This window comes from Streptomyces sp. NPDC054047 (assembly GCF_055585065.1).
On sequence record NZ_JBVJKV010000001.1, the window covers coordinates 299695 to 319665 of the forward strand.

The 19971-nt window shown below is 69.9% G+C and carries 16 protein-coding genes; 5 read left to right on the forward strand and 11 right to left on the reverse strand.

The window, feature by feature from the left end; all coding sequences use genetic code 11:
* Positions 1–135: 135 nt before the first annotated feature.
* On the forward strand, positions 136–1923 hold the full coding sequence (locus ACZ6ZP_RS01415; protein WP_469405166.1) for a glycoside hydrolase family 35 protein: 1788 nt from the start codon (positions 136–138) through the stop codon (positions 1921–1923).
* A gap of 73 nt (positions 1924–1996) precedes the next feature.
* On the opposite strand, the gene ACZ6ZP_RS01420 is transcribed toward ACZ6ZP_RS01415, so the two are convergent.
* Both ACZ6ZP_RS01420 and ACZ6ZP_RS01425 read right to left on the reverse strand, forming a co-directional pair.
* A complete protein-coding gene (locus tag ACZ6ZP_RS01420; RefSeq protein WP_366464533.1) occupies positions 1997–5074 on the reverse strand; it encodes an endo-alpha-N-acetylgalactosaminidase family protein in 3078 nt (1025 codons plus the stop codon).
* A 968-nt stretch (positions 5075–6042) separates the two neighbouring features.
* Positions 6043–6840 (reverse strand): S1 family peptidase, encoded by a 798-nt coding sequence (locus ACZ6ZP_RS01425; protein WP_351162250.1) that lies wholly within the window; start codon positions 6838–6840, stop codon positions 6043–6045.
* Positions 6841–7128: 288 nt separating this feature from the next.
* Between ACZ6ZP_RS01425 and ACZ6ZP_RS01430 the strand changes: the two genes are divergently transcribed.
* Positions 7129–8070, forward strand: a complete 942-nt coding sequence (locus ACZ6ZP_RS01430) for a hypothetical protein (RefSeq protein WP_366464532.1) — start codon at positions 7129–7131, stop codon at positions 8068–8070.
* A gap of 63 nt (positions 8071–8133) precedes the next feature.
* Here the strand turns inward: ACZ6ZP_RS01430 and ACZ6ZP_RS01435 are convergent, their stop codons facing one another.
* The 3 genes from ACZ6ZP_RS01435 to ACZ6ZP_RS01445 form a co-directional block, all read right to left on the reverse strand.
* Positions 8134–9003 (reverse strand): pentapeptide repeat-containing protein, encoded by an 870-nt coding sequence (locus ACZ6ZP_RS01435; RefSeq protein ID WP_361463690.1) that lies wholly within the window; start codon positions 9001–9003, stop codon positions 8134–8136.
* A gap of 160 nt (positions 9004–9163) precedes the next feature.
* Entirely contained in the window at positions 9164–10837 is a 1674-nt protein-coding gene (locus ACZ6ZP_RS01440) for a DEAD/DEAH box helicase (RefSeq protein ID WP_399977775.1), read from the reverse strand.
* 94 nt (positions 10838–10931) lie between these two features.
* Complete coding sequence (locus ACZ6ZP_RS01445; protein ID WP_160504463.1) at positions 10932–11135, reverse strand: cold-shock protein; 204 nt, start codon at positions 11133–11135, stop codon at positions 10932–10934.
* 389 nt (positions 11136–11524) lie between these two features.
* Here ACZ6ZP_RS01445 and ACZ6ZP_RS01450 point away from each other — a divergent pair, with 389 nt between their 5' ends.
* The gene (locus ACZ6ZP_RS01450) at positions 11525–12484 is read left to right on the forward strand and encodes a tyrosine-protein phosphatase (protein ID WP_469405169.1); all 960 of its coding nucleotides are present in this window, start codon (positions 11525–11527) and stop codon (positions 12482–12484) included.
* 46 nt (positions 12485–12530) lie between these two features.
* Here ACZ6ZP_RS01450 and ACZ6ZP_RS01455 read toward each other — a convergent pair whose 3' ends face one another.
* A complete protein-coding gene (locus tag ACZ6ZP_RS01455; RefSeq protein WP_366464528.1) occupies positions 12531–13259 on the reverse strand; it encodes a vWA domain-containing protein in 729 nt (242 codons plus the stop codon).
* A gap of 83 nt (positions 13260–13342) precedes the next feature.
* Between ACZ6ZP_RS01455 and ACZ6ZP_RS01460 the strand changes: the two genes are divergently transcribed.
* Positions 13343–14074: an SDR family NAD(P)-dependent oxidoreductase gene (locus tag ACZ6ZP_RS01460; RefSeq protein ID WP_351162529.1), complete on the forward strand. Its 732-nt coding sequence runs from the start codon at positions 13343–13345 to the stop codon at positions 14072–14074.
* Between the two features lie 167 nt (positions 14075–14241).
* Here ACZ6ZP_RS01460 and ACZ6ZP_RS01465 read toward each other — a convergent pair whose 3' ends face one another.
* Positions 14242–15342, reverse strand: coding sequence for a hypothetical protein (locus ACZ6ZP_RS01465; protein WP_469405170.1), 1101 nt, complete (start codon positions 15340–15342; stop codon positions 14242–14244).
* A 21-nt stretch (positions 15343–15363) separates the two neighbouring features.
* Complete coding sequence (locus ACZ6ZP_RS01470; RefSeq protein ID WP_351162265.1) at positions 15364–15582, reverse strand: hypothetical protein; 219 nt, start codon at positions 15580–15582, stop codon at positions 15364–15366.
* A 124-nt stretch (positions 15583–15706) separates the two neighbouring features.
* Here ACZ6ZP_RS01470 and ACZ6ZP_RS01475 point away from each other — a divergent pair, with 124 nt between their 5' ends.
* On the forward strand, positions 15707–16606 hold the full coding sequence (locus tag ACZ6ZP_RS01475; RefSeq protein ID WP_351162267.1) for a chitosanase: 900 nt from the start codon (positions 15707–15709) through the stop codon (positions 16604–16606).
* A gap of 30 nt (positions 16607–16636) precedes the next feature.
* On the opposite strand, the gene ACZ6ZP_RS01480 is transcribed toward ACZ6ZP_RS01475, so the two are convergent.
* From ACZ6ZP_RS01480 to ACZ6ZP_RS01490, 3 genes are read right to left on the reverse strand one after another with little or no spacing between them, the layout of a single operon-like run.
* The gene (locus ACZ6ZP_RS01480; protein WP_383819534.1) at positions 16637–17470 is read right to left on the reverse strand and encodes a carbohydrate ABC transporter permease; all 834 of its coding nucleotides are present in this window, start codon (positions 17468–17470) and stop codon (positions 16637–16639) included.
* Positions 17467–18459, reverse strand: coding sequence for a carbohydrate ABC transporter permease (locus ACZ6ZP_RS01485; protein WP_351162271.1), 993 nt, complete (start codon positions 18457–18459; stop codon positions 17467–17469). The genes ACZ6ZP_RS01480 and ACZ6ZP_RS01485 overlap by 4 nt, the downstream gene beginning before the upstream one ends.
* 19 nt (positions 18460–18478) lie before the next feature.
* Positions 18479–19780 carry a sugar ABC transporter substrate-binding protein gene (locus ACZ6ZP_RS01490; protein WP_351162273.1) on the reverse strand — a complete coding sequence of 434 codons (1302 nt, stop codon included), beginning with the start codon at positions 19778–19780 and terminating at the stop codon, positions 18479–18481.
* Positions 19781–19971: the final 191 nt, after the last annotated feature.

Consider the following 19971-nt stretch of genomic DNA (forward strand, 5'->3'; position numbering starts at 1 on the left):
GCTGGTGCCCCTTTCGTCCGGGCCGCGGCCCGCTCGCTGCGTCCAACCCGCCTCGATCTTTGTCCATGGACCCTGCCGCCCGCCAGAGGTGATCGTGGCGGAGCAGTACCTGAGCGAGAGGGACACAGGGACACGATGAACGGCTTCAGGGTGGGCGAGGACGATTTCGAACTGGACGGGCGGCCCGTACGGCTGCTCTCCGGCGCGCTGCACTACTTCCGGGTGCACGAGGCGCAGTGGGGCCACCGCCTCTCGATGCTGCGCGCGATGGGGCTCAACTGCGTGGAGACGTACGTCCCGTGGAACCTCCACGAGCCGCGCCCCGGCGAGTTCAGCGACGTCGAGGCGCTCGGCCGCTTCCTGGACGCGGCCCGGGACGCGGGGCTGTGGGCGATCGTGCGGCCGGGGCCGTACATCTGCGCCGAGTGGGAGAACGGCGGCCTTCCGCACTGGCTGACGGGCGCGGTGGGATCGCGCGCGCGGACCCGCGACGCGGAGTACCTGGGGCACGTGGACCGCTGGTTCGGCCGCCTCCTGGCGCAGGTCGTCCCGCGCCAGCACGACCGGGGCGGTCCCGTGATCATGGTCCAGGTGGAGAACGAGTACGGCAGCTACGGCTCGGACCAGGTCTACCTCCGTCACCTCGCCGATCTGCTGCGCTCCGAGGGCGTGAGCGCCCCCCTCTTCACGTCCGACGGCCCCGAGGACCACATGCTCACCGGCGGGTCCGTCCCCGGTGTCCTGGCGACGGCCAACTTCGGCTCGCAGGCCCGCGCGGGCTTCGAGACGCTGCGCAGGCACCGCCCCAAGGGGCCGCTGATGTGCATGGAGTTCTGGTGCGGCTGGTTCGACCACTGGGGCGCGGAGCATGTCGTGCGGGACGCGGCGGACGCGGCCGGGGCGTTGCGCGAGATCCTGGAGTGCGGGGCCTCGGTCAACCTCTACATGGCGCACGGCGGCACGAACTTCGCCGGGTGGGCGGGGGCGAACCGGGGCGGCGGCGCCCTGCACGACGGCGTTTTGGAGCCGGACGTCACCTCGTACGACTATGACGCGCCCATCGACGAGTTCGGGCGCCCCACCGAGAAGTTCCGGCTCTTCCGCGAGGTGCTCGCCGCGTACGCACAAGGCCCGCTGCCGGAGCTGCCCGCGCCGCCGCCCTCGCTGCGGGAGCACACCCCGGTCGACCTCACCGACTGGGCGCCGCTGTCCGCCGTCATGGAGTCGCTCGGCGGCCCCGTGGCGGAGTACGCCGTGCCGCCCACCTTCGAGGAGCTCGACGTCGACCGCGGCCTGGTCCGGTACGCGCTGACGGTGCCGGGTCCGCGGCGGCCCTACCCGCTGAGCGTGCGAGGGCTTCGGGACCGGGCCGTGGTGTCCGTGGACGGGGTGCGGGCGGGTGTCCTCACCGAGGAGGAGCCGACCCTGCCCGAGCCTGTCGCGGGGCACGCGCGCGTGGAGCTGTGGGTGGAGTCCCTGGGGAGGGTCAACTACGGGCCGCGGACCGGTGAGGCGAAGGGCATCACCGGTGGGGTGCTCCATGAGCGGCAGTATCTGCACGGGGTGCGGGCGCAGGGGCTGCGGCTCGACGCGTTCGACTCGGCGGAGGGCGTGCGGGGGGTTCCCGCCAGCGGGAGCGGGGACGGGCGTCCCGGCCTGTACCGGGGGTCGGTGGAGGTGCGCGGGGCCGGTGACGCACTGCTCGAACTGCCGGGCTGGACGCGGGGGTTCGTGTGGGTGAACGGCTTCAATCTGGGGCGGTACTGGGAGGTGGGCCCCCAGACCTCGTTGTACGTTCCCGGGCCGGTGCTGCGCGAGGGCGCCAACGAGGTGTGGGTGCTCGAACTGGAGGGGGCGACGGAGACGGGCCCGATGACGCTCTCCCCGATCCCGCCCCTGCCCCTGCCCCTGCCCGAGAAGTAGAAGTAGAAGTAACCATCCCCGGACGGACGGTCTCCGGCCCGTCCGTCCGGGGAGGCGGTCACCTGCGGCCCTCTCAGACCTCACGCACCTCGAAGGCGTCCAGGACGAACTCAGCGGTCCCGTCGTCCCCGCTCTTGCGCAGCCCGACCCACGCCTCGCCCTTGGCCGGAGCGGTGAACTCGTAGCTCAGGACGGTCGGTGCGGTCGCGACGGGCAGCTCCTTGCGCTCGATCTCACGGGCCGCGGGCTCATCGACAGCGGTGATCCACGCGTACTGCCCCGCCTTCTCGTTCTCGTACCGGAAGGAGACGCGGTAGCGCTTGCCGGGCTCGAAGCGGGCGGTGTGCGGGACGGTGCGGTAGACGAGACCGGCGTTCTCGCCCCGGGACTTGAGGGACTGCCCGCCGTCGATGACGTCGTCGATCACCTTGCCGTTCCAGCCGCGCTGCGTGAACGGCGCGTGCCGCTGCGCGATGTGCGTACGCGGGTCGGTGACGTCGCCCGCGTCCCCCTTCACGAACGGCCCCCAGCCCTGCGGCACGTGCTCGAAGTCCTCGGAGACCAGGCGCCCCTCCCCGGGGGCCGCGCCGCGCGCGGCGGGGACGACACGCACGTTGTCGAAGCGCACGCGCGCGTCGCCCGCCTCGGCCCGGAGCGTCAGCTCGGCCGAGCCGCCGCCCTCGGGGACGGTGAAGGACACGAACATGCGCTGGAAGCGGGTGCCGTGCTTGCGGTCGGCCGCCACGTAGTTGCCCGCCGTGGAGGTGCGCGTCCAGTTGGCGGCGGTGACCCCGTCGGCGGTACGCACCTCCAAGGTGGCCTTCCGCTCGTCCCCGGCCTTCTCGCCGACCTCGACCTGCACGGAGGCGACGTACCTCCCTGCCTTCAGGCGCCGCAGCCGCTGGCCGACGGCGGCCTTGCCGCCCGAGGGGACGACGAGTTCGTAGTCGCCGAGCTCGCTGCGCTCGACGGACGCGGCCCCGGACACCTTCCAGCCGCGCAGGGAGCCGGAGTTGAAACCGGGGTCGTACAGCGGGGTGCCCTGCCCCCAGCGGGGATCGGGCACGGCGGCGGCACGCGAGCGGTAGAGGACGTAAGGCTGCTTGGCCTGGGCGTCGAGGGTGACCTTGCCGCCGCGGACCGGCACATCGGCGACGAAGACGCGCCCTTGATCGGTGAGCCGGTAGAGGGCGACCCTGCTGAGCCCGGCCCACCCGCGCGGCAGCTGCCAACTCCCCTTTCCGCCCTTGGGGTTGTAGTGATAGAGCTTGCCGGGGTCGGTGGCCTTGCGAGGCTCCCAGGGAAGCAGATAGCTCCCGCCCTCATAGACGACACGGCCGTCGGTGACGACCCGACGACGTCCCCCCGCGTCGGAGACGGTCGTCCCGCCCTCTCCGAAGAAACTGATCTCGTGCTCGCCCCAGGTCTTGATGGGATAGGCCTGGAGATACTTGGCGGGCAGCGAGTCGGTCCAGATCAGGTCATAGAAATAAGCCCAGTCGGTCTTGGCGACCCACCCTTCGAAGTTGCCCATGCGAGCGATGCCGAGAAGCGTCGGCCATTTGTCGGCGAAGACATCCTTCTGATGATTCCGGACGAAGCGAATCAGCCGTGAATTGATGCCGCGGGACGTGTCGGGACCGTAATCCGGCTCAGTGGCCCAGTGCGACCAGACAGAAGAGCGCTCGAATCCGTGACCCCATTCGCTGGTGACGATCCAGCCCTGCTCGCGCAGGGCGCGCTGGAGCCGGTCGGAGGTCCATCCGGACTCGCGGAAAACATCGATGTAGAGAGCATTGAGCGCGCCGTCGGCTTCCTTCCGCAGGTCGGCGAAGCGCTTGACGATGTCGCCGGACACCAGGTCCCGCCGCTGATCGATGCGGTAGCTCTGATCCAGCCAGTCCCACTGCTCATTGGCCTTGTCGACGAGTTTCTCGGAGAAGGCGTTCGCGACGGGATAGGACTCCGTGGCATTCACATGGACACTGAAGTCGCTGTTCCACTTCTTCCCTTCCACGACCAGGGTGTTCATGTCGTCGAGCCCGCCCGCGCGGACGTTGTAATTGCCCGCGTAGTCGGGGTGCGCGGAGTCGTGACCCTCGGACTGGTAGCCCTTGAGCAGCGTGTACTGCCGCAGACCATCCGTGGCCAGGTGAATCCGCTTCACCTGGTCGAGGGTCGCCAGGAACGGATTCGTGGCCTGCGAGGCGAAGTTGAACGGAATGTGCGGGACGACGCGCAGATGCTGCTCGTCGGCGCCGAGCGGCTTCACCATGATGTCGCGGAACGCGATGGCGGCGTCCTGCCAGTCGACCTTGCCGTCGCCGTTGCGGTCGCCGGTGATGACGACGGTGGCGTACGGCAGGGGCTCGGTGTCGCCGACGGCGGCGGTGGCCGCGCGGTGCGTCCACTGGCCGGGGGCGAGGCGGGCCTCCACGTAACCGCTCTTCTTGACCGTCTCCCGCCAGAGCCGGCCGTTGTCCCAGGTGGTTCCGGCCTCGGTGGTCGGCTTGTCGTAGACGGTGTTGGTCTCGAGGGCGCCGCCCAGCGTGTCGTGCGCGACGACGGCGTAGGCGCAGCCGGTGGCCGCTTCCGCTGCGGTGTCCGGCGCGAGCCTGACCTCGGTGTCGCCGCTCTTGGCCTTGTCGAGCTGGATCTTGGCGGCGAGGAGGGTGGCGCCGGGCTGATCGCTGCGTACGGAGAGGAGGGCGAGGCCGGGGATGCGGAGGGTGCCGACGCGCAGGGCATCGGTGTCATCGATGCCCGTGACGCGCCAGTGCAGTTGTCGCCCCTTCAGGGCGATCTCGACATGGATGGTGGCGCCCCCACGGAGGCCAAGGACGTACGCGACCCGACCCTCCCCATCGACCGTGCTGGTCACCGTGGGGGTGTGCGCCACCTCGTCCACCAGGAGGGTGGTGACGGCCTCCGACTGCGCGTGCAGGACCGCTTTGGTGGAGCGGTCCGTGTACGAGATGACGCGGGGGAAGTCGGTGGCGACGCGCACGTCGAGGTCGGCGGAGCGGAGGACGGCTTCTCCCGCCGCGGCGGCTGCGGTGCCGCCGAAGCCGATGGCTGCGGTGACTCCGGCCAGCGCGCCCGTGGCGACGACGGCTCTGCGGCTTGGACCGGACGTGTCTGACGGCTGCATGGCACCCCTCCGTGGGACGGATCTCGGTGCGGTCACCCTGCGCCGGAAGGCGCATGCGCGCCCATGGACAAAGCGGAAGCAGGTCTTGGACTCTCCCACCCACCCACCCGATCACCCCGCATCCACCCCTGCCCGAACACCCCCTCCCTCCCACCCACCCAAAACCCCGCATCCACCCCTCAACGAACAACCTTTCCCGCCCACCCACCCGATTGCCCCGCAGCGCCAAGAGTGATCCGAACAGCGGGTGGGGGGCGGGGGCGGAAGCGAAGAGGCGGGGCCCGATTGCCCGCAGCACCAAGGGGTGGCCCGTACAGCAAGTGGGGGGCGGGGGCGGAAGCCAAGAGACGGGGCCCGATTGCCCGCAGCACCAAGGGTGATCCGAACAGCAAGTGGGGGGTGGGGCAGAAGCCAAGAGACGGGGCCCGATTTCAAGGGTGATCCGTACAGCGGGTGGGGGCGGAGGCGAAGAGGCTGGTAGGGCTTGGGTGGGGCAGTGAATGGCGGCGCAGGTGTGACGTACGCCTGCCACGTGAGCCCGACCCTCGCGCACCCGCAGTCGGCAGCGCACGCGAGGGGACGTGCCGGTATGTCCGCCCGGAGCACAGCTCGCGGCGCTCCGGCGCCGAAGCACCCTCGCGGCCACCGGACGATAGCGAGGACGGACATACCGGCGCGGCACCGCACCCACCCACAGACCGACCCTGCAGCACGCCCCATGACCCGCACGCGGCAGCGCTCGGGAGGGGACGTGCCGGTATGTCCGCCCGGAGCACGGCTCCCGACACTCCGGTGCCGAAGCAGCCCCACGGCCACCGGACGATAGCGAGGACGCACATACCGGCACGGCACCGCACCCACACACAGACCGACCCCGCAGGACCCGCACCCGCACCCGCCCAGACGAACGCGGGGCCGGACCAACCCACTGGTCCGGCCCCGCGCAGCGCCCCGCGTCCAGCGGAGACTCAGAGCTCCGAAGCCGCCTTCTCGATGTCACCCGCGAACGTGGACACCTCGGTGTACACGCCGGGGAACTTCGGCCGCGCACACCCGTTGCCCCAGCTCACGATGCCCACCTGGACGTACTCACCGGCCTCGTCCTTGCGGAACATGGGGCCACCGGAGTCACCCTGGCAGGTGTCCGTGCCGCCCTCCGCCAGCTTCCCGGCGCAGAGCTCCTCGCCGGGCGTGAGGTCGGCGCCGTACGCGGCCTCGCAGTCCGCGTCGCTGATGAACGGGACCTTCGCCTTGAGGAGGTAGCGCTGCTGCTCGCCGCCCTCCTTGTCGGCACCCCAACCGGCGATGTCGAAGTCGCCCTCGTTGTACTTGGTGTCCTTGGCTATCTTCAGCGTGGGCTGGTCGATCGGCTTCTCGAGCTTGATCAGCGCCCAGTCCTTGCCCTTGCCGTTGTAGCCCGGCGCCTGAAGCACCTTCGTGGACTTCACGGTGATCGCGTCCGGGCTCTCCAGGTCCACGACACCACCGGTGGCGGTGATGCTCGTGTTGTCGCCCGAACCGTCCACACAGTGGGCGGCGGTCAGCACGATGTCCTGGGCGTACAGCGCGCCGCCACAGCCCATCGACAGACGGACCATGAACGGGAACTCACCCTGCTCGGCGGGGGTGCCGCCGACCACGCGCTCACCCGGAGTGGGGCCGGGGTGCGGGGCCGCGGAAGCGGCGACGGGCTGGAGACTGACGGCGGCGAGGGCGATGGCACCGAGGGTGGCGGCTCTCTTGACTCCACGCAGCTTGGTGTTCAACGGGCTTCCCTTCGTGGGGGGTTCGTGGGGGGTTCGTGGGGGTTGCTCGCGTCCGCGGGCCCATTCCCACCCCGTAGAAGCACCGGAATGGCATGAGCCCGCCAAAGCGTTGTTGCGGATTATGGAGATCGGTGTCCGCATAGAGCAAGGGGCGGTTTCCGGCCACGCCCCCGCGCGTGGGCTGGTTCCGGATACGGGGGTGCGCCTTACAGTGGAAGCGAGTTGGGGCGAGTTGCGGCAACTCGCCACGAGCTGACACGACTCGAACCGCCTTATGGGGGTGTGCGCGTGACGGACGGCGGGCCGGTGGTGCACGGCTACCCCCACCTGGAGACGGTGCGCTCCGCGATCACCGCGCTCTACAAACGCCTGTCGTACGACACCGTCCACACCTTCGACACCAGCATCACCCCGGCCGACGTCGCCTTCTCCGACCAGGACGATCTGCATCTGGGCGTACAGCGCGTGGCCCGCGAGATGGTGCGGCACCTCCACCTTCCGGACGCCCGCATGATCGTCAGCTTCCGCGAGATGGAACACGCGGCGTACGTCGAACTCGCCGCGGGCCCCGAGTACTTCATCGAACTCAACGACCGGTTCCGCACGCACCGCAGGGACATCGGCGCGGCACTCGCCCACGAGGTCATGCACGTCTATCTGCACCGGCTTGATTTGGCTTTCCCCGGCACCCGCGACAACGAGATCCTCACGGACACCGCCACCACCTACTTGGGCGCGGGGTGGCTCCTCCTGGACGCCTACCGCGAGGACGGCGCCTCGTCACAGAAACTGGGCTATCTCACGCCGGAGGAGTTCGGGTACGTACTCGCCAAGCGGGCCATCGCCTTCGGTGAGGCGCCGGAGACGTGGTTCACCAGCGCGCAGGCCTACACCGCGTACACGAAGGGGCTCGCGCAGGCCCGGCGCGACGAACAGCAGCCGCCGCTGACGGCCGCGGGGTGGGCGGGCCGACGGCGGTACGCGAAGGATCGGCGGTACGCGCAGGAGCACGGCTCCGGCGGAGCGGGGGCGAGCGCGGGGGCGGGGGCCGGTGCGGGCGCGGCGCCCCGCGGCGGTGCGTACTCGTTCTCCCCCGCGCCGGGCGGGGCCGGGCCGCTGCGGGTCTCGTTCCCCTGCCCCACGTGTCAGCAGCGGATCCGGCTGCCTGCCCGGGGCAGGATGCGGGCGCGGTGCACGTTGTGCCGGACGGTGCTGGAGTGCGACACGTGAGGGTGCGCGGCAGAGCAAGCCGAGCGAAGGGCGGTTCAGCACAAGGGACTTGAGCGCAGGGACTCAGCCCTGACCCCAGTGCGCGGGGCGCGCCAGGGCCGGCGGCAGCTTCGTCCCGGCGTCGCCCTTCGCCGCGTTCACCTGCGACTGGGTCAGGAAGATGCTGCCGGTGAGGTCCGCTCCCCGCAGGTCCGCGTCCCGGAGGTCAGCGCCGATCAGATCGGCCTGGCGGAGGTCGGCGCCTCGGAGGTCGGCGGCGATGAGGTAGGCGCCGCGGAGGGTGACGCCCCGGAGATCGGCACCCTTGAGGCGGGCGCCGAACAGGTCGGCTCCCCGGCGGTCCTTCTTCTTCTGCCGGATGCCCGTGCGGACGAGTTCGCTGGTGCGCAGGAGGAGGACGTTGACGTCCTCGCGGTGCGCGGCCACGTCCGTCTCGGCCACGGCGGCGGGGGTGCCCCGGGTGAGGTGCTCGGTCTTGTCCAGCGCGCTCCGGAGCTCGGCCCGGATCGGGCGGGCCTGCGGCAGGGCGATCGCCTCGGTCAAGTACCAGAGCAGTTCGTGGAGTTGGCGCATCACCGGGAAGACGTCGAACATCTGGCGGGCCGTGTCGGGGTCCTGCCGCCAGTCGACGCCGCCGTAGGTGGACCGGGAGACCTTCTGGCCGGCGCCGAAGCAGTCGTAGACCGTGCAGCCCGAGAAGCCCTTCTGGCGCAGCTTCTGATGGATGCCGCAGCGGAAGTCCTGCTGGAGGTTGGTGCAGGGAGTGCCCGCGGCCTTGTTGACGGGGAAGTCCGAGGACTTGGAGAAGGTGAGGGCCACGCAGCAGAGCCCGAAGCAACTGCCACAGTCGGCCCGCAGATCCTGCCGGTCGTCGCCCCGGCCGTCACCGACCACGGGCAACAGCTGACGCTCACGCTCACGCTGCTCGGACATCAGGGCCTTCCTCGGGGCGCTGCGGGGCAATCGGTCGGGCGGGCGCGAAGGCCCGTTCATCCAGAGGCGGATGCGGGGCGATCAGGTGGGAGGACGGGCCGGCGGAAGGGCGAGGCCTGTCCGGCGGCGGGGTACGGAACCCCGCCGCCGGGCACACGCACTACGCCGCCCGGCGCCCCGCGCCCCCGCTGGAGCGACCGCCGCCACGCCTCGCGCGGCCACCGCCGCCACCGGCGCCACCGCCCGCGGAAGGCCTGCCGCCCGCGGAGGGCCTGCCCCCGGCAGCGGGCCTGCCGCCGCCCTGGGACTGGGACCTGGACTGGCCGCCACCCTGGCCGCCGCCGCCCTGGGAGGACTGCGACTGCCCCTGCGGGCGAGACCTGCGCTGGCCCTGGCCACCCTGGCCACCGCCGCCGCCACCGGCGGGACGCCGCCGCCCACGCTGCTGCGGCGAGGCCTGCTGCTGGGGCACGTCGATGACCACCGGCACGCCGGAGGGCTCGCGCGCACCGGTGATGCGCGACAGTTCCTCGTCCGTGGACTTCACCCGCGCCGTCCGCGGGCTGATCTCCGCGTCGGACATCAGCCGCGTCATCTCGCGCTTCTCGTCCGGCAGGACGAGCGTGACGACACTGCCCGACTCCCCGGCGCGCGCGGTGCGCCCACCGCGGTGGAGGTAGTCCTTGTGGTCGGTGGGCGGGTCGACGTTCACGACCAGGTCGAGGTCGTCGACGTGGATGCCGCGGGCCGCCACGTTCGTGGCGACGAGCGCGGTGACCTGCCCGGTCTTGAACTGGTCCAGGGTCCGGTTGCGCTGCGGCTGCGAACGGCCGCCGTGCAGCCCGGAGGCCCGTACGCCGTTGGCGAGCAGCCGCTTGGTGAAGCGGTCCACCGCGCGCTTGGTGTCCAGGAACATGATCACCCGGCCCTCTCGGGCGGCGATGCGCAGGGCCACGGCCTTCTTGTCGGTCTCGTCGGCGACGTACAGAACGTGGTGTTCCATCGTCGTGACCGCGCCCGCGGACGGGTCGACCGAGTGCACGACCGGGTCCGTCAGGAACATCCGGACCAGACGGTCGATGTTCTTGTCGAGCGTCGCCGAGAAGAGCATCGTCTGGCCGCCCTGCTCCACCTGCTTCAGGAGCGCGGTGACCTGCGGCATGAAGCCCATGTCGGCCATCTGGTCGGCTTCGTCGAGGACCGTCGTCCGCACCTGCGAGAGATCGGCGTCGCCGCGCTCGATGAGGTCCTTGAGACGGCCGGGGGTCGCCACCATGATCTCGGCGCCGCGGCGGAGCGTGCCCGCCTGCTTGGTGATGGAGAGGCCGCCGACGACCGTCGACATGCGCAGGTTCACGGACGTCGCGTACGGCGTCAGCGCGTCCGTCACCTGCTGGGCGAGCTCACGCGTGGGGACCAGGACCAGGGCGAGGGGAGAGCGCGGCTCGGCGCGGCGGCCCGCGGTGCGGGCCAGGAGCGCGAGGCCGAAGGCGAGGGTCTTGCCGGAGCCGGTACGGCCGCGGCCGAGGATGTCGCGGCCCGCGAGCGAGTTGGGGAGCGTGGCTGCCTGGATCGGGAAGGGCTCGGTCACGCCCTGCGCGGCCAGCGTCTTGAGCAGCGCCTCGGGCATGTCGAGGTCGGCGAACGCCTCGACGGCGGGCAGCGCGGGCGTGATGCTCTCGGGCAGCGCGAATTCGCCGCCGACGGGCTTCGCCTTGGGGCGGCCGGGCTTCTTCGCGGCGCCCCTCGCCTGGCCGCCGGCCACCGGAGCCTTTCCGCGTGCGTTCGTGGAGCGCCCGCGGGCAGGACGTGCGGGGCGATCGGAGCGATTCATACGGAAATGCCTTCCTGGGCCTGGTGACAGCACAAGCCGGGACCCGCACCTTTCCGGTGCGGGCCCCGGCTATGAGGTTCGCGTGCTACGACGATCAGGCGGGAACGATGTTCTCCGCCTGCAGGCCCTTCTGGCCCTGCGTGACGTCGAAGGAGACCTTCTGGCCCTCGAGGAGCTCACGGAAGCCCGAGGACGCGATGTTCGAGTAGTGGGCGAAGACGTCGGGGCCGCCGCCGTCCTGCTCGATGAAGCCGAAGCCCTTTTCAGCGTTGAACCACTTAACGGTGCCAGTTGCCATGTCAATCTCCTCAACAGGGGCAGAGTAAGGAAAACCACGGAATTGTGGATTCCAAGCGCTGCAATGACCCCCATCCCGGAGAGACCGGAAAAAAACAATAATGCGCCCTCGGAGCATTCCCGTCAGGCGCACATAAAGTTCATGGGTACCAAAACTGCGACGCATAAGCCTAACACGGACGAGGGACCCGTTGTTCCAAGGTCCCCACAGGCCGCACGGGACAAGGGCGAACCCCTTACGCCACTCGCCGCGCGGCCGGGCCGGCCGCCGGGCGAGATACCTGCCGCACGCACCTTCCTCCTGCGGGGGCACCCCGCTACCTTCAACCAAACAATCGCTTGGTTGAGCGACGAGTGGCCATGGCGACCGCTACCGAGGAAGGCGGCCCAATGCGCATCACCCGAACACGTACGGCAGTCGGCGTCGCGGTGTCCACGCTCGCCCTGGGCGTCCTGCCCGCCTGGGCGGCCCACGCCGAGCCCGCCGCACCCACCGCACCCGAGCGCGGCACGGCCCGGCACGCCCCGCACCACCCCTCCCGACCCGCATCCGACGGCGTACGCCAGATCCCCCTCCAAGGCGCCGTCAACGTGCGGGACCTGGGCGGCTACCGCACCTACGACGGGCAGCGGGTCCGCTACGGCCAGGTCTTCCGCGCGGACGCCCTGGCGAAGCTCACCGACGCCGACGTCGCCACGCTCGGCGGACTCGGCCTGAAGAAGGTCGTCGACTTCCGGGTGCCCGCCGAGGTCCAGTACGACGGGCCCGACCGGCTGCCCGCCGGGCTCACCCCGACCTCCCGGCCCATCAGCGACAACGGCCTCTTCACGACGCTGATGACCGTGATCGGCTCCAGGGACCCGGTCAGGCAGGAGGAGATGCTGGGCAACGGCAAGGCGGACGCCTTCATGCGCGACGTCTACCGCACCTTCGTCACCGACGCCCCGAACCGCGCGCAGTTCACCGCGACGCTGCGCGACATCGCCCACGGCGGCAAGGCGTCGCCGCTGCTCTACCACTGCACGGCGGGCAAGGACCGCACCGGCTGGACCAGTTACTTGCTGCTGCGTGCCGTCGGCGTCCCCGAGCACACCGCCGTACGCGACTTCCTGGCGTCCAACACCTACCGGGCGGCGTACGACGCGAAGGTGCGCGAGGGCCTGAAGCAGGCCGGTCTGATGCAGAACCCGGATCTGCTGATCCCGCTCCAGGAGGTCCGCACCGGCTATCTGGAGGCCGCGCTGGCCGAGGTGAAGGGGACGTACGGGAGCCTCAACGGCTATCTGAGGAAGGGACTCGGGCTTGATACGCGGACGATTCTCGCGCTGCGGGAGCGGATGGTCGACTAGGGCGCTCGGTACGCGGGGGTCGCAGGGGCCGCGGGAGCCGCAGCGGTCAGGCGGTGGTCACGATCCCCTGCGCCCGCGCCGCCGCGAGCCAGGTCGGGAACTCCCCCACCAGTTGGTCGTACAGGCGGTCGTCCGGGACCGCGAGAGGGTCGTGCCCCGCGTGGAAGAAGCCCGCGTTGTCGACGGCGCGCTTGGCGGGAACGGCGAGTTCGTCGAGCTTGCGGAGGTAGTCGAACTGCTTGCTCTGCGCGTCGCCGAAGCCGATGAACTGCCAGAACAGCGGCAGCTTCGACGCCTTGCACAGATACCGCTCGGCGGCGAGCTTGTTGATGGGGCCGCCGTCGGTCTGGAAGACGACCAGGGCGGGCGCCGTGGAGCCGCTGTCCACGTAGTGGTCGATCACGGCGTCCATCGCCAGGTGGTAGCTGGTCTTGCCCATGCGCCCGAGCCCGGCGACGATCTCCTCGATCCTGCCGTGGTGGCGGTCGAGGGCGATCTCCGTGACGGCGTCGACGTCCGTGGAGAAGAAGACCGTGGGCACGGTGCCGTCGTCGTCGAAGTGCGCGGACAGGCCGAGCACGCGGTCGGCGAGGGCCTGGACGGTGCCGTCCTTGTAGTACGGCTTCATGGAGCCGGAGTAGTCGACGACGAGGTAGACCGCGGCGCGCTCGCCCGCAAGGCCGTGCTTGTGGAGGCTGACTCCGGCGGTCTTGTAGAGGCTCACCAGGGCGGGCGCCGCCTCCTCCACCTTGCTGAGACTGATCGCCGATCCCATGCGCCGCTCCACTCCTGTTCGTCCCGTCCGTCCCGTCCCTGCCAGACGGCCGAGGGTACGGGAGAGACCGGAGGCGTGACGTGATCTCTTACGGGCTCGAGGGCAAGGCCGTACTGATCACCGGCGCGGGCCGGGGCCAGGGGGCGGCCGAGGCGCGGCTCTTCGCGGAGGCGGGGGCGCGGGTCGTGGTCACGGACGTGCGGGAGGAGGAGGGCCGGGAGGTCGCCAAGTCCCTTGACGGCCAAGGCCTGTTCGTACGCCATGACGTCACGGACGCGGAGAGCTGGGCGTCGGCGGTCGCGGCCGGGGTGGCGGCCTTCGGGCGCCTGGACGCGCTCGTCAACAACGCCGCGCTGTGGCGGACGGCGCCCGTGGAGGACGAGACGTACGAGAACTTCGAGACCTTGATCCGGGTCAATCTGCTTGGCCCGTTCCTGGGGATCCAGGCGGTGCTGCCCGCGTTGCGGGAGGTGGGTGGCGGGTCGATCGTGAACGTCTCGTCGACGGCTGGGCTCGTGGGGATACGGGGGCATGCGGCTTACGGGTCGACGAAGTTCGGGCTGCGGGGGCTGACCCGGTCCTCCGCGCTGGACCTCGCGGGGTACGGGGTGCGGGTCAACTCCGTGCATCCCGGGGCGATCGACACTCCGATGATCTCGGCGGCGTCGGCCGGGCGGGACTGGTCCCATCTGCCGCTGGGGCGGATGGGCCGCCCCGAGGAGGTCGGGGAGCTGATTCTCTTCCTTGCGTCCGAGGCGTCCTCGTACATCACGGGGGCGGAGTTCGCGGTGGACGGGGGTTCGACGGCGGGGTGAATTGTCCCCAACCTGAATTGTCCCCAACCCCTCCCCTTCCCGAAAACCCGCTCGGCGCGGGGGCCTTGGTGACCGTCGTCACCGGCTCCGCCGAGTTCGTCCTCAAACGCCGGACGGGCTGGAAATCCAGCCCGTCCGGCGTTTGAGGACCGGGGTCTTGGACCGCCTTACCCCGCCTGCTCCTGGAACGCCGGCAGCTCGAAGATCCGCGTCTTGGCCTCGTCGTCCATCAGCTCGACCAGCGGCATGACCAGCTCCCACAGGTCCTGCTTGTCCACCTCCAGGGCGAGCGCGTCGAGGTCGGAGGCGGGCAACGCCCCCGCCTCGTCCGCCACCACCTTCCGCCCCGCCTCCGGCAAGAGACCCACCAGCGGCAAGAACTCCGCCCAGAGTCCAGTCGTCACCACCGCCCGCACCACCCCACCCAGCACCCCCGCGTCCCGCAGCGAAGGAAGCACGGCCACCGCTCTCCGTTCCTCGTCCCCCAGCAGCGCCACCAGCGGCAGCAGCGACTCCCACAGGTCCTGCTCCGCCACCGTCACCACCAGGGAGTCCAGCCGCTCCTGCGGCTGCGCGGCGGCGAGCGACGCGATGCGCCCGCGCTGCTCCCCCGTCACCATCCCGGCCACGGCCAGCGCCTCCGGCCACAGCCCCTCCCCCGACGCCGAGGCGATGACCGAGGCCAGCCGCTCCGCGCCCATCAGGTCGATGATCTGGCCGAGCCGTTCGGGCACGTCGATCGTGAAGCCGGTCCGCAGGACCGCCGCGTCGTCCACCTGCGGCAGGATGCGGGTCAGTGCGGAGTCCCGGAGGTAGCCGACGAAGCGGCCCATCGTCAGGTGGTCGCCCCGCTCGGCCAGCGCCACCGCGATCCGTACCACCAGGCCCTCGTCGAGCCGGTCGACGATGCCCTTGATCCTGCGCGGGTCGAGATGCCCGCACGACTCCGCCGTGAACGGCACCGGCAGCTTCTCGATGATGTCCGCGGCCCGGGTGGGTTCGAGCCGTCCGGCGACCCCGGCGGCGAGCCGTGGCCCGAGCGCCTTCTGCGAGATCGCGGCCGCGACCCCGGCAGGCACCAGCTTCGTCGCTGACGCGATCCGGTCCAGCATCTCGGGCGTACGGTCGAAGAGCGCCGCGACGCAGCTCTCGCGGAAACGGCGTACGTCCTCGACGGGCAGTGCCTGGAGGAAGGCGAGGTCGTCCGGCTCCACGTCGAGCAGGCGCGCGATCTTCAGGGTCTCCGCCCTGTTCCGCAGCTTGTCCATGGTCTGCTCCCCTCCCTGTCGCTATCGGAACAGAATCCGGCGTACGGGACCCCGGGCCAGCGCGGGCACCAGTTTCAGCGCCTCCTCGGCGGCCTCGTTCAGGCCCGAGGCGCGACTCTCGCGTTCCCGCTTCAGCGCGTCGGACAGGAGCGCCAGCTGCTCGGGCGCCAACTGCCCGAAGGATTTGGGTGGTTCGTCCCGCAGCTCCTTGCTCAGCCGCTCCCGCTCTTCGGTGCTCATAGGGCCTCCCATGACCAGTACGGATGCCGAGACTGGTCCCGAGACTGAGGCGAAATTGACTAATAGTCAATAGAGCCGGATCCGGAAGGCGCGCTACCGCAAAACCACCCGTAATCTTGTGCGAATGAAACGTGCAGGCCTCCTTCTTCTCGCCGTCGCCCCGCTCGCCACCGTCGCCGTCTACCTCATGGGCGGGGACTCGGACAGCGATGCCGCCGGAGCGGACCAGCGGGGGCCAAGCACCCAGCGGCCCTACGACAAGGACAAGTCGGCGGCCGAGATCAAGGCCGACGACGAGCTGATCGCGGACCTCCCCGCGGGCCTCGCGTCGCCCGCCAAGAAGGAGCTGGCCCAGCAGCTGATCGCCAGCGCGGAGAACTCCACGCTGAACTGGCGCGGGCAGTACGGCTACATCGAGGACATCGACGACGGGCACGGCTACACCGCCGGGATCATCGGCTTCTGCACCGGCACGCACGACCTGCTGACCCTCGTCGAGCGGTACACGAAGGACCACCCGGACAACGGCCTCGCCCGCTATCTGCCCGCCCTGCGCAAGGTCGACGGCAGCGACTCGCACGAAGGTCTCGACCCGGGCTTCACCAAGGCCTGGAAGGCGGAGGCCCAGGAGCCCGACTTCCGCAAGGCCCAGAACAGCGCGCGCGACCGCATCTACTTCGACCCGGCGGTGCGTCTGGCCAAGCTCGACGGGCTGGGCACGCTGGGGCAGTTCATCTACTACGACGCGATGGTCCTGCACGGCCCCGGCACCGGCCCGCGCGGCTTCTACGGCCTGCGCGAGGCGGCCCTGAAGGAGGCGAACACGCCCGCGCAGGGCGGCAAGGAGAAGGCGTACCTCGACATCTTCCTGGACATCCGCCGCGCGGCGATGAAGTCCGAGAAGGCGCACCGCGACACGACACGCGTGGACACGGCGCAGCGGCAGTTCCTCTACGACGGCAATCTGAGCCTGAAGACGCCGCTGACCTGGAAGGTGTACGGGGAGACGTTCAGGGCTCCGTAACCCTGTGACCCTGAACGCCCCCCGCAGGGCTCAGCCCTTCACCGCTCCCGCCGCCAGGCCCGAGCCGAGCTTCCGGTGCACGATCACGAAGAAGATCATCACCGGCACGGTGACCAGCGTGGAGCTGGCCATGACCGGGCCCCAGGCCGTGGAGTTCTCACCGAAGAACTGGTAGATGCCCACGGCGGCCGTGTACTTGTCGCTGCCCTTCATGAAGGTGTACGCGAAGACGAACTCGTTCCACGCCGTGATGAAGGCGAAGATCGAGGTCGCGACGAGTCCGGGCGCCACCAGCGGCAGCAGCACCGACCGGAACATCCGGAACCAGGAGGCACCGTCGATGTACGCCGCCTCCTCGACCTCCTTGGGCACGGTCTGGACGAACCCGCGCAGGGTCCAGATCGCGAAGGGGAGCGAGAGGGCGATGTAGACGATGGTCAGGCCGAGCAGCGAGTTGAGCATGTCGTAGTCCCGCATCTGGATGAAGAGCGGGATGACGAGCGCCTCCAGCGGCACCATCTGCACGATCAACACCATGATCAGTACGGAGGTGCGGAAGCGGAACTTGAAGCGGGCCACCGCGATGGCCGCGAAGAGCGAGAGCACCGCGGCGGCCAGGATCGTGCCGAAGCCGACGAGCGCCGAGTTCAGCAGGTAGGTGCCGAAGTTGCCCTTCTCGAACACGTAGGTGAAGTGCTCGAAGCTGATGTCGCTGGGCAGCACGTCCGAACCGCGGGTGACCGCCTTCGGGTCGAGTGCCGTGGAGATCATCCAGTAGACGGGGAAGAGCGTGAAGAGCAGCAGCGCGGCGACCGCCACGGGCAGGCCGAAGCGTGCGGCGGGTGTGGTGCGACGGGAGCTCACAGGTCCTCCTCCCCCTGGCGGAACAGCGTACGGATGTAGACGATCGTGATGGCGAGGAGCAGCAGCGTCAGCAGGACCGCGGCCGCCGCGCCCGTGCCGTAGTCGTTCTTGGCGAAGGCTTCGATGTACGAGAAGACGCCGAGGTTGTAGACGTCCGGATTGGAGCCGTCGCCGCCCGGCATCAGATAGATCTGGGTGAAGACCTTGAAGTCCCAGATGGTGGAGAGGATGGTCACCACGAGGAAGACCGGCTTGATCGTCGGCACCGTGATCTTCCAGAACCGCTGCCAGGCGTTCGCCCCGTCCAGCTCCCCCGCTTCGTAGAGCTCCTTGGGGATCGTCATCAGGCCCGCGAGGACGGTGATGGCGACGAAGGGGAAGCCGTGGTGGATGACGTTCAGCGTCGCGATCGCGTAGAACGGGCCGCGCTCGGTGAACCAGTTGGTGGTCTCGGGATCGATGAGCCCCATCGAGCCCGCGATCTGGCTGACCATGCCGTCCTGCGGCTGGAAGAGCCAGATCCACACGTATGTACCGGTGACGGCGGGCATCGCCCAGGCCGCGAGGATCGCGATGGAGCAGATCAGCCGCCAGGCCGGGCCCAGGCGGTTGAGCAGCAGCGCGACGAGCGTGCCCAGGGCGACGGTCAGGCCCACGCAGGCGATCGCGAAGAACGCCGTGTTGGGCAGGACCGTCTTCCACAGGAGCCCGCTGCCGAGCAGGTCGGTGTAGTGGTCGAAGCCGATGAAGGTGCCCACTCCGCCGCCGAACTTGACGGCGTAGTCCTGCATCGAGAGCTTGCCGACCTGGATCAGCGGCCAGAGCAGCAGGCCCGTGAGGACCAGGAGGGAGGGGGCGAGGAGCAGCCACGGCCGGGCGATGCCGACCAGCTTCTTCTTGCGGATGGCTGCTTCGTGTTCCGGTCGGGTGGCGGGGCGGCGGTCCGTGGTGTCTTCCTTCGGACCGCCGCCGACGAGCGTGTCTTTCACAGTGCCGACTCGCCCCTGCCTACTTGTCCTTGGCGAAGATCGCGTCCATGTCCTTGGCGGCCTTGTCCGCCGCCTCCTGGACGGAGGACTTCCCGGTCAGGATGGACTGCACCATGCCGGGGATGACCTTCGAGGCCTGGATCTCGCCGTACGCCTTGGTCTTGGGGACGGTCGCGCCGGCCTCCAGCATCTGCTTGGCGAACGGCTCGACCAGCGGGTCCTTCTTCGCCTCGATCTTCTTCAGCTCGGAGTTCTGACCCGGGAAGTAGTTGGTCTCCTCGGCCCACTTGGCCGCGAAGTCACCCGTGGTCAGCATCTTCACGAACTCCCAGGCGAGGTCCTTCTTGTCCGTGTTGAACGTGGACAGGTAGGAGCCGCCGAGGAAGGACTTGCTCATGCCGCCGGTCTGGCCGGGGATCGGCACGGCGCCGAGCTTGCCCTTGAGGTCCGGGTTGGCCTCGACGATGGCCTTCGGGGTCCAGTTGCCGTTGACGGACATCGCGACCTCGCCCTTGCCCCAGGCGTCGCCGACCTCCTTCTCCGTCCATGTGTTGACCTTGGCCGGGGAGACCTTGTCCTTGGTGGCGAGGCCCGTGTAGAACTCGATGCCCTTCACGGCTTCCGGGGAGTTGATGCCGGACTTCCACGAGCCGCCCTGCTCCGTGGCGAGTTCGCCTCCGGCGCCCCAGATGAAGGGGGTGGCGAACATTTCGGCGCCGCCCGCGACCGGGAAGGGGATCATCCCGGGCTCCTTGTCCTTCAGCGTCTTGGCCGCGGACTGGAGCTCCTTCCAGGTGGTGGGCGCCTTCAGGTCGTGCTTCTCGAAGACGTCCTTGCGGTAGACGATGCTGCGTACGCCCGCGTACCACGGCATGCCGTACTGCTTGCCGTCGAGCGTGCCCGCGTCCTGGAGGCCCTCGACGAGGTCGTCGCCGAGGCCCGACTTCTTGACCTCGTCGGTCACGTCGACGAGCGCGTCGGTCTCCGCGAACTGCGGGACCCAGGTCGTGCCGACCTCGGCCACGTCCGGGACCTGGTCCTCGCCGCCCTCGATGGCGGTGGTGAACTTCTTCTGCGCGGTGGCCCACTGCTGGTACTCGACGTGGATCTTTGCGCCGGTCTTCTTCTGGAACGCCTTCCCGGCCTCCTTGAAGAAGGGCCTGGCGTCGGGGTTTGTCCCCTCCATGATCCATACGGTCAGGGTCTTGCCCTTGCCGTCGGTCGCGCTGTCGCCGCCGTCGCTCCCGTCATCGCTGCCGCATGCCGTCGCGGTCAGTCCGAGCGTCATGGCGATACCTGCCGCGATGACCCGTCGCTTCATACCGGCCCCCTCATGGGTTCGTGCTGAATCCTGCGCCGATCCGTTCGTGGGAGCGATTGTGGTCACAGGCGCTCGGCGCGGTCTAGACCCATTCGGCTAAGCGGGGCCGAAACGTGATTTGCGTTGCAAGCAATGCGCGTTGCGCAGGATGCAACGCATGGGTACGCCTTCACGGCCCGGAAACGCCACGA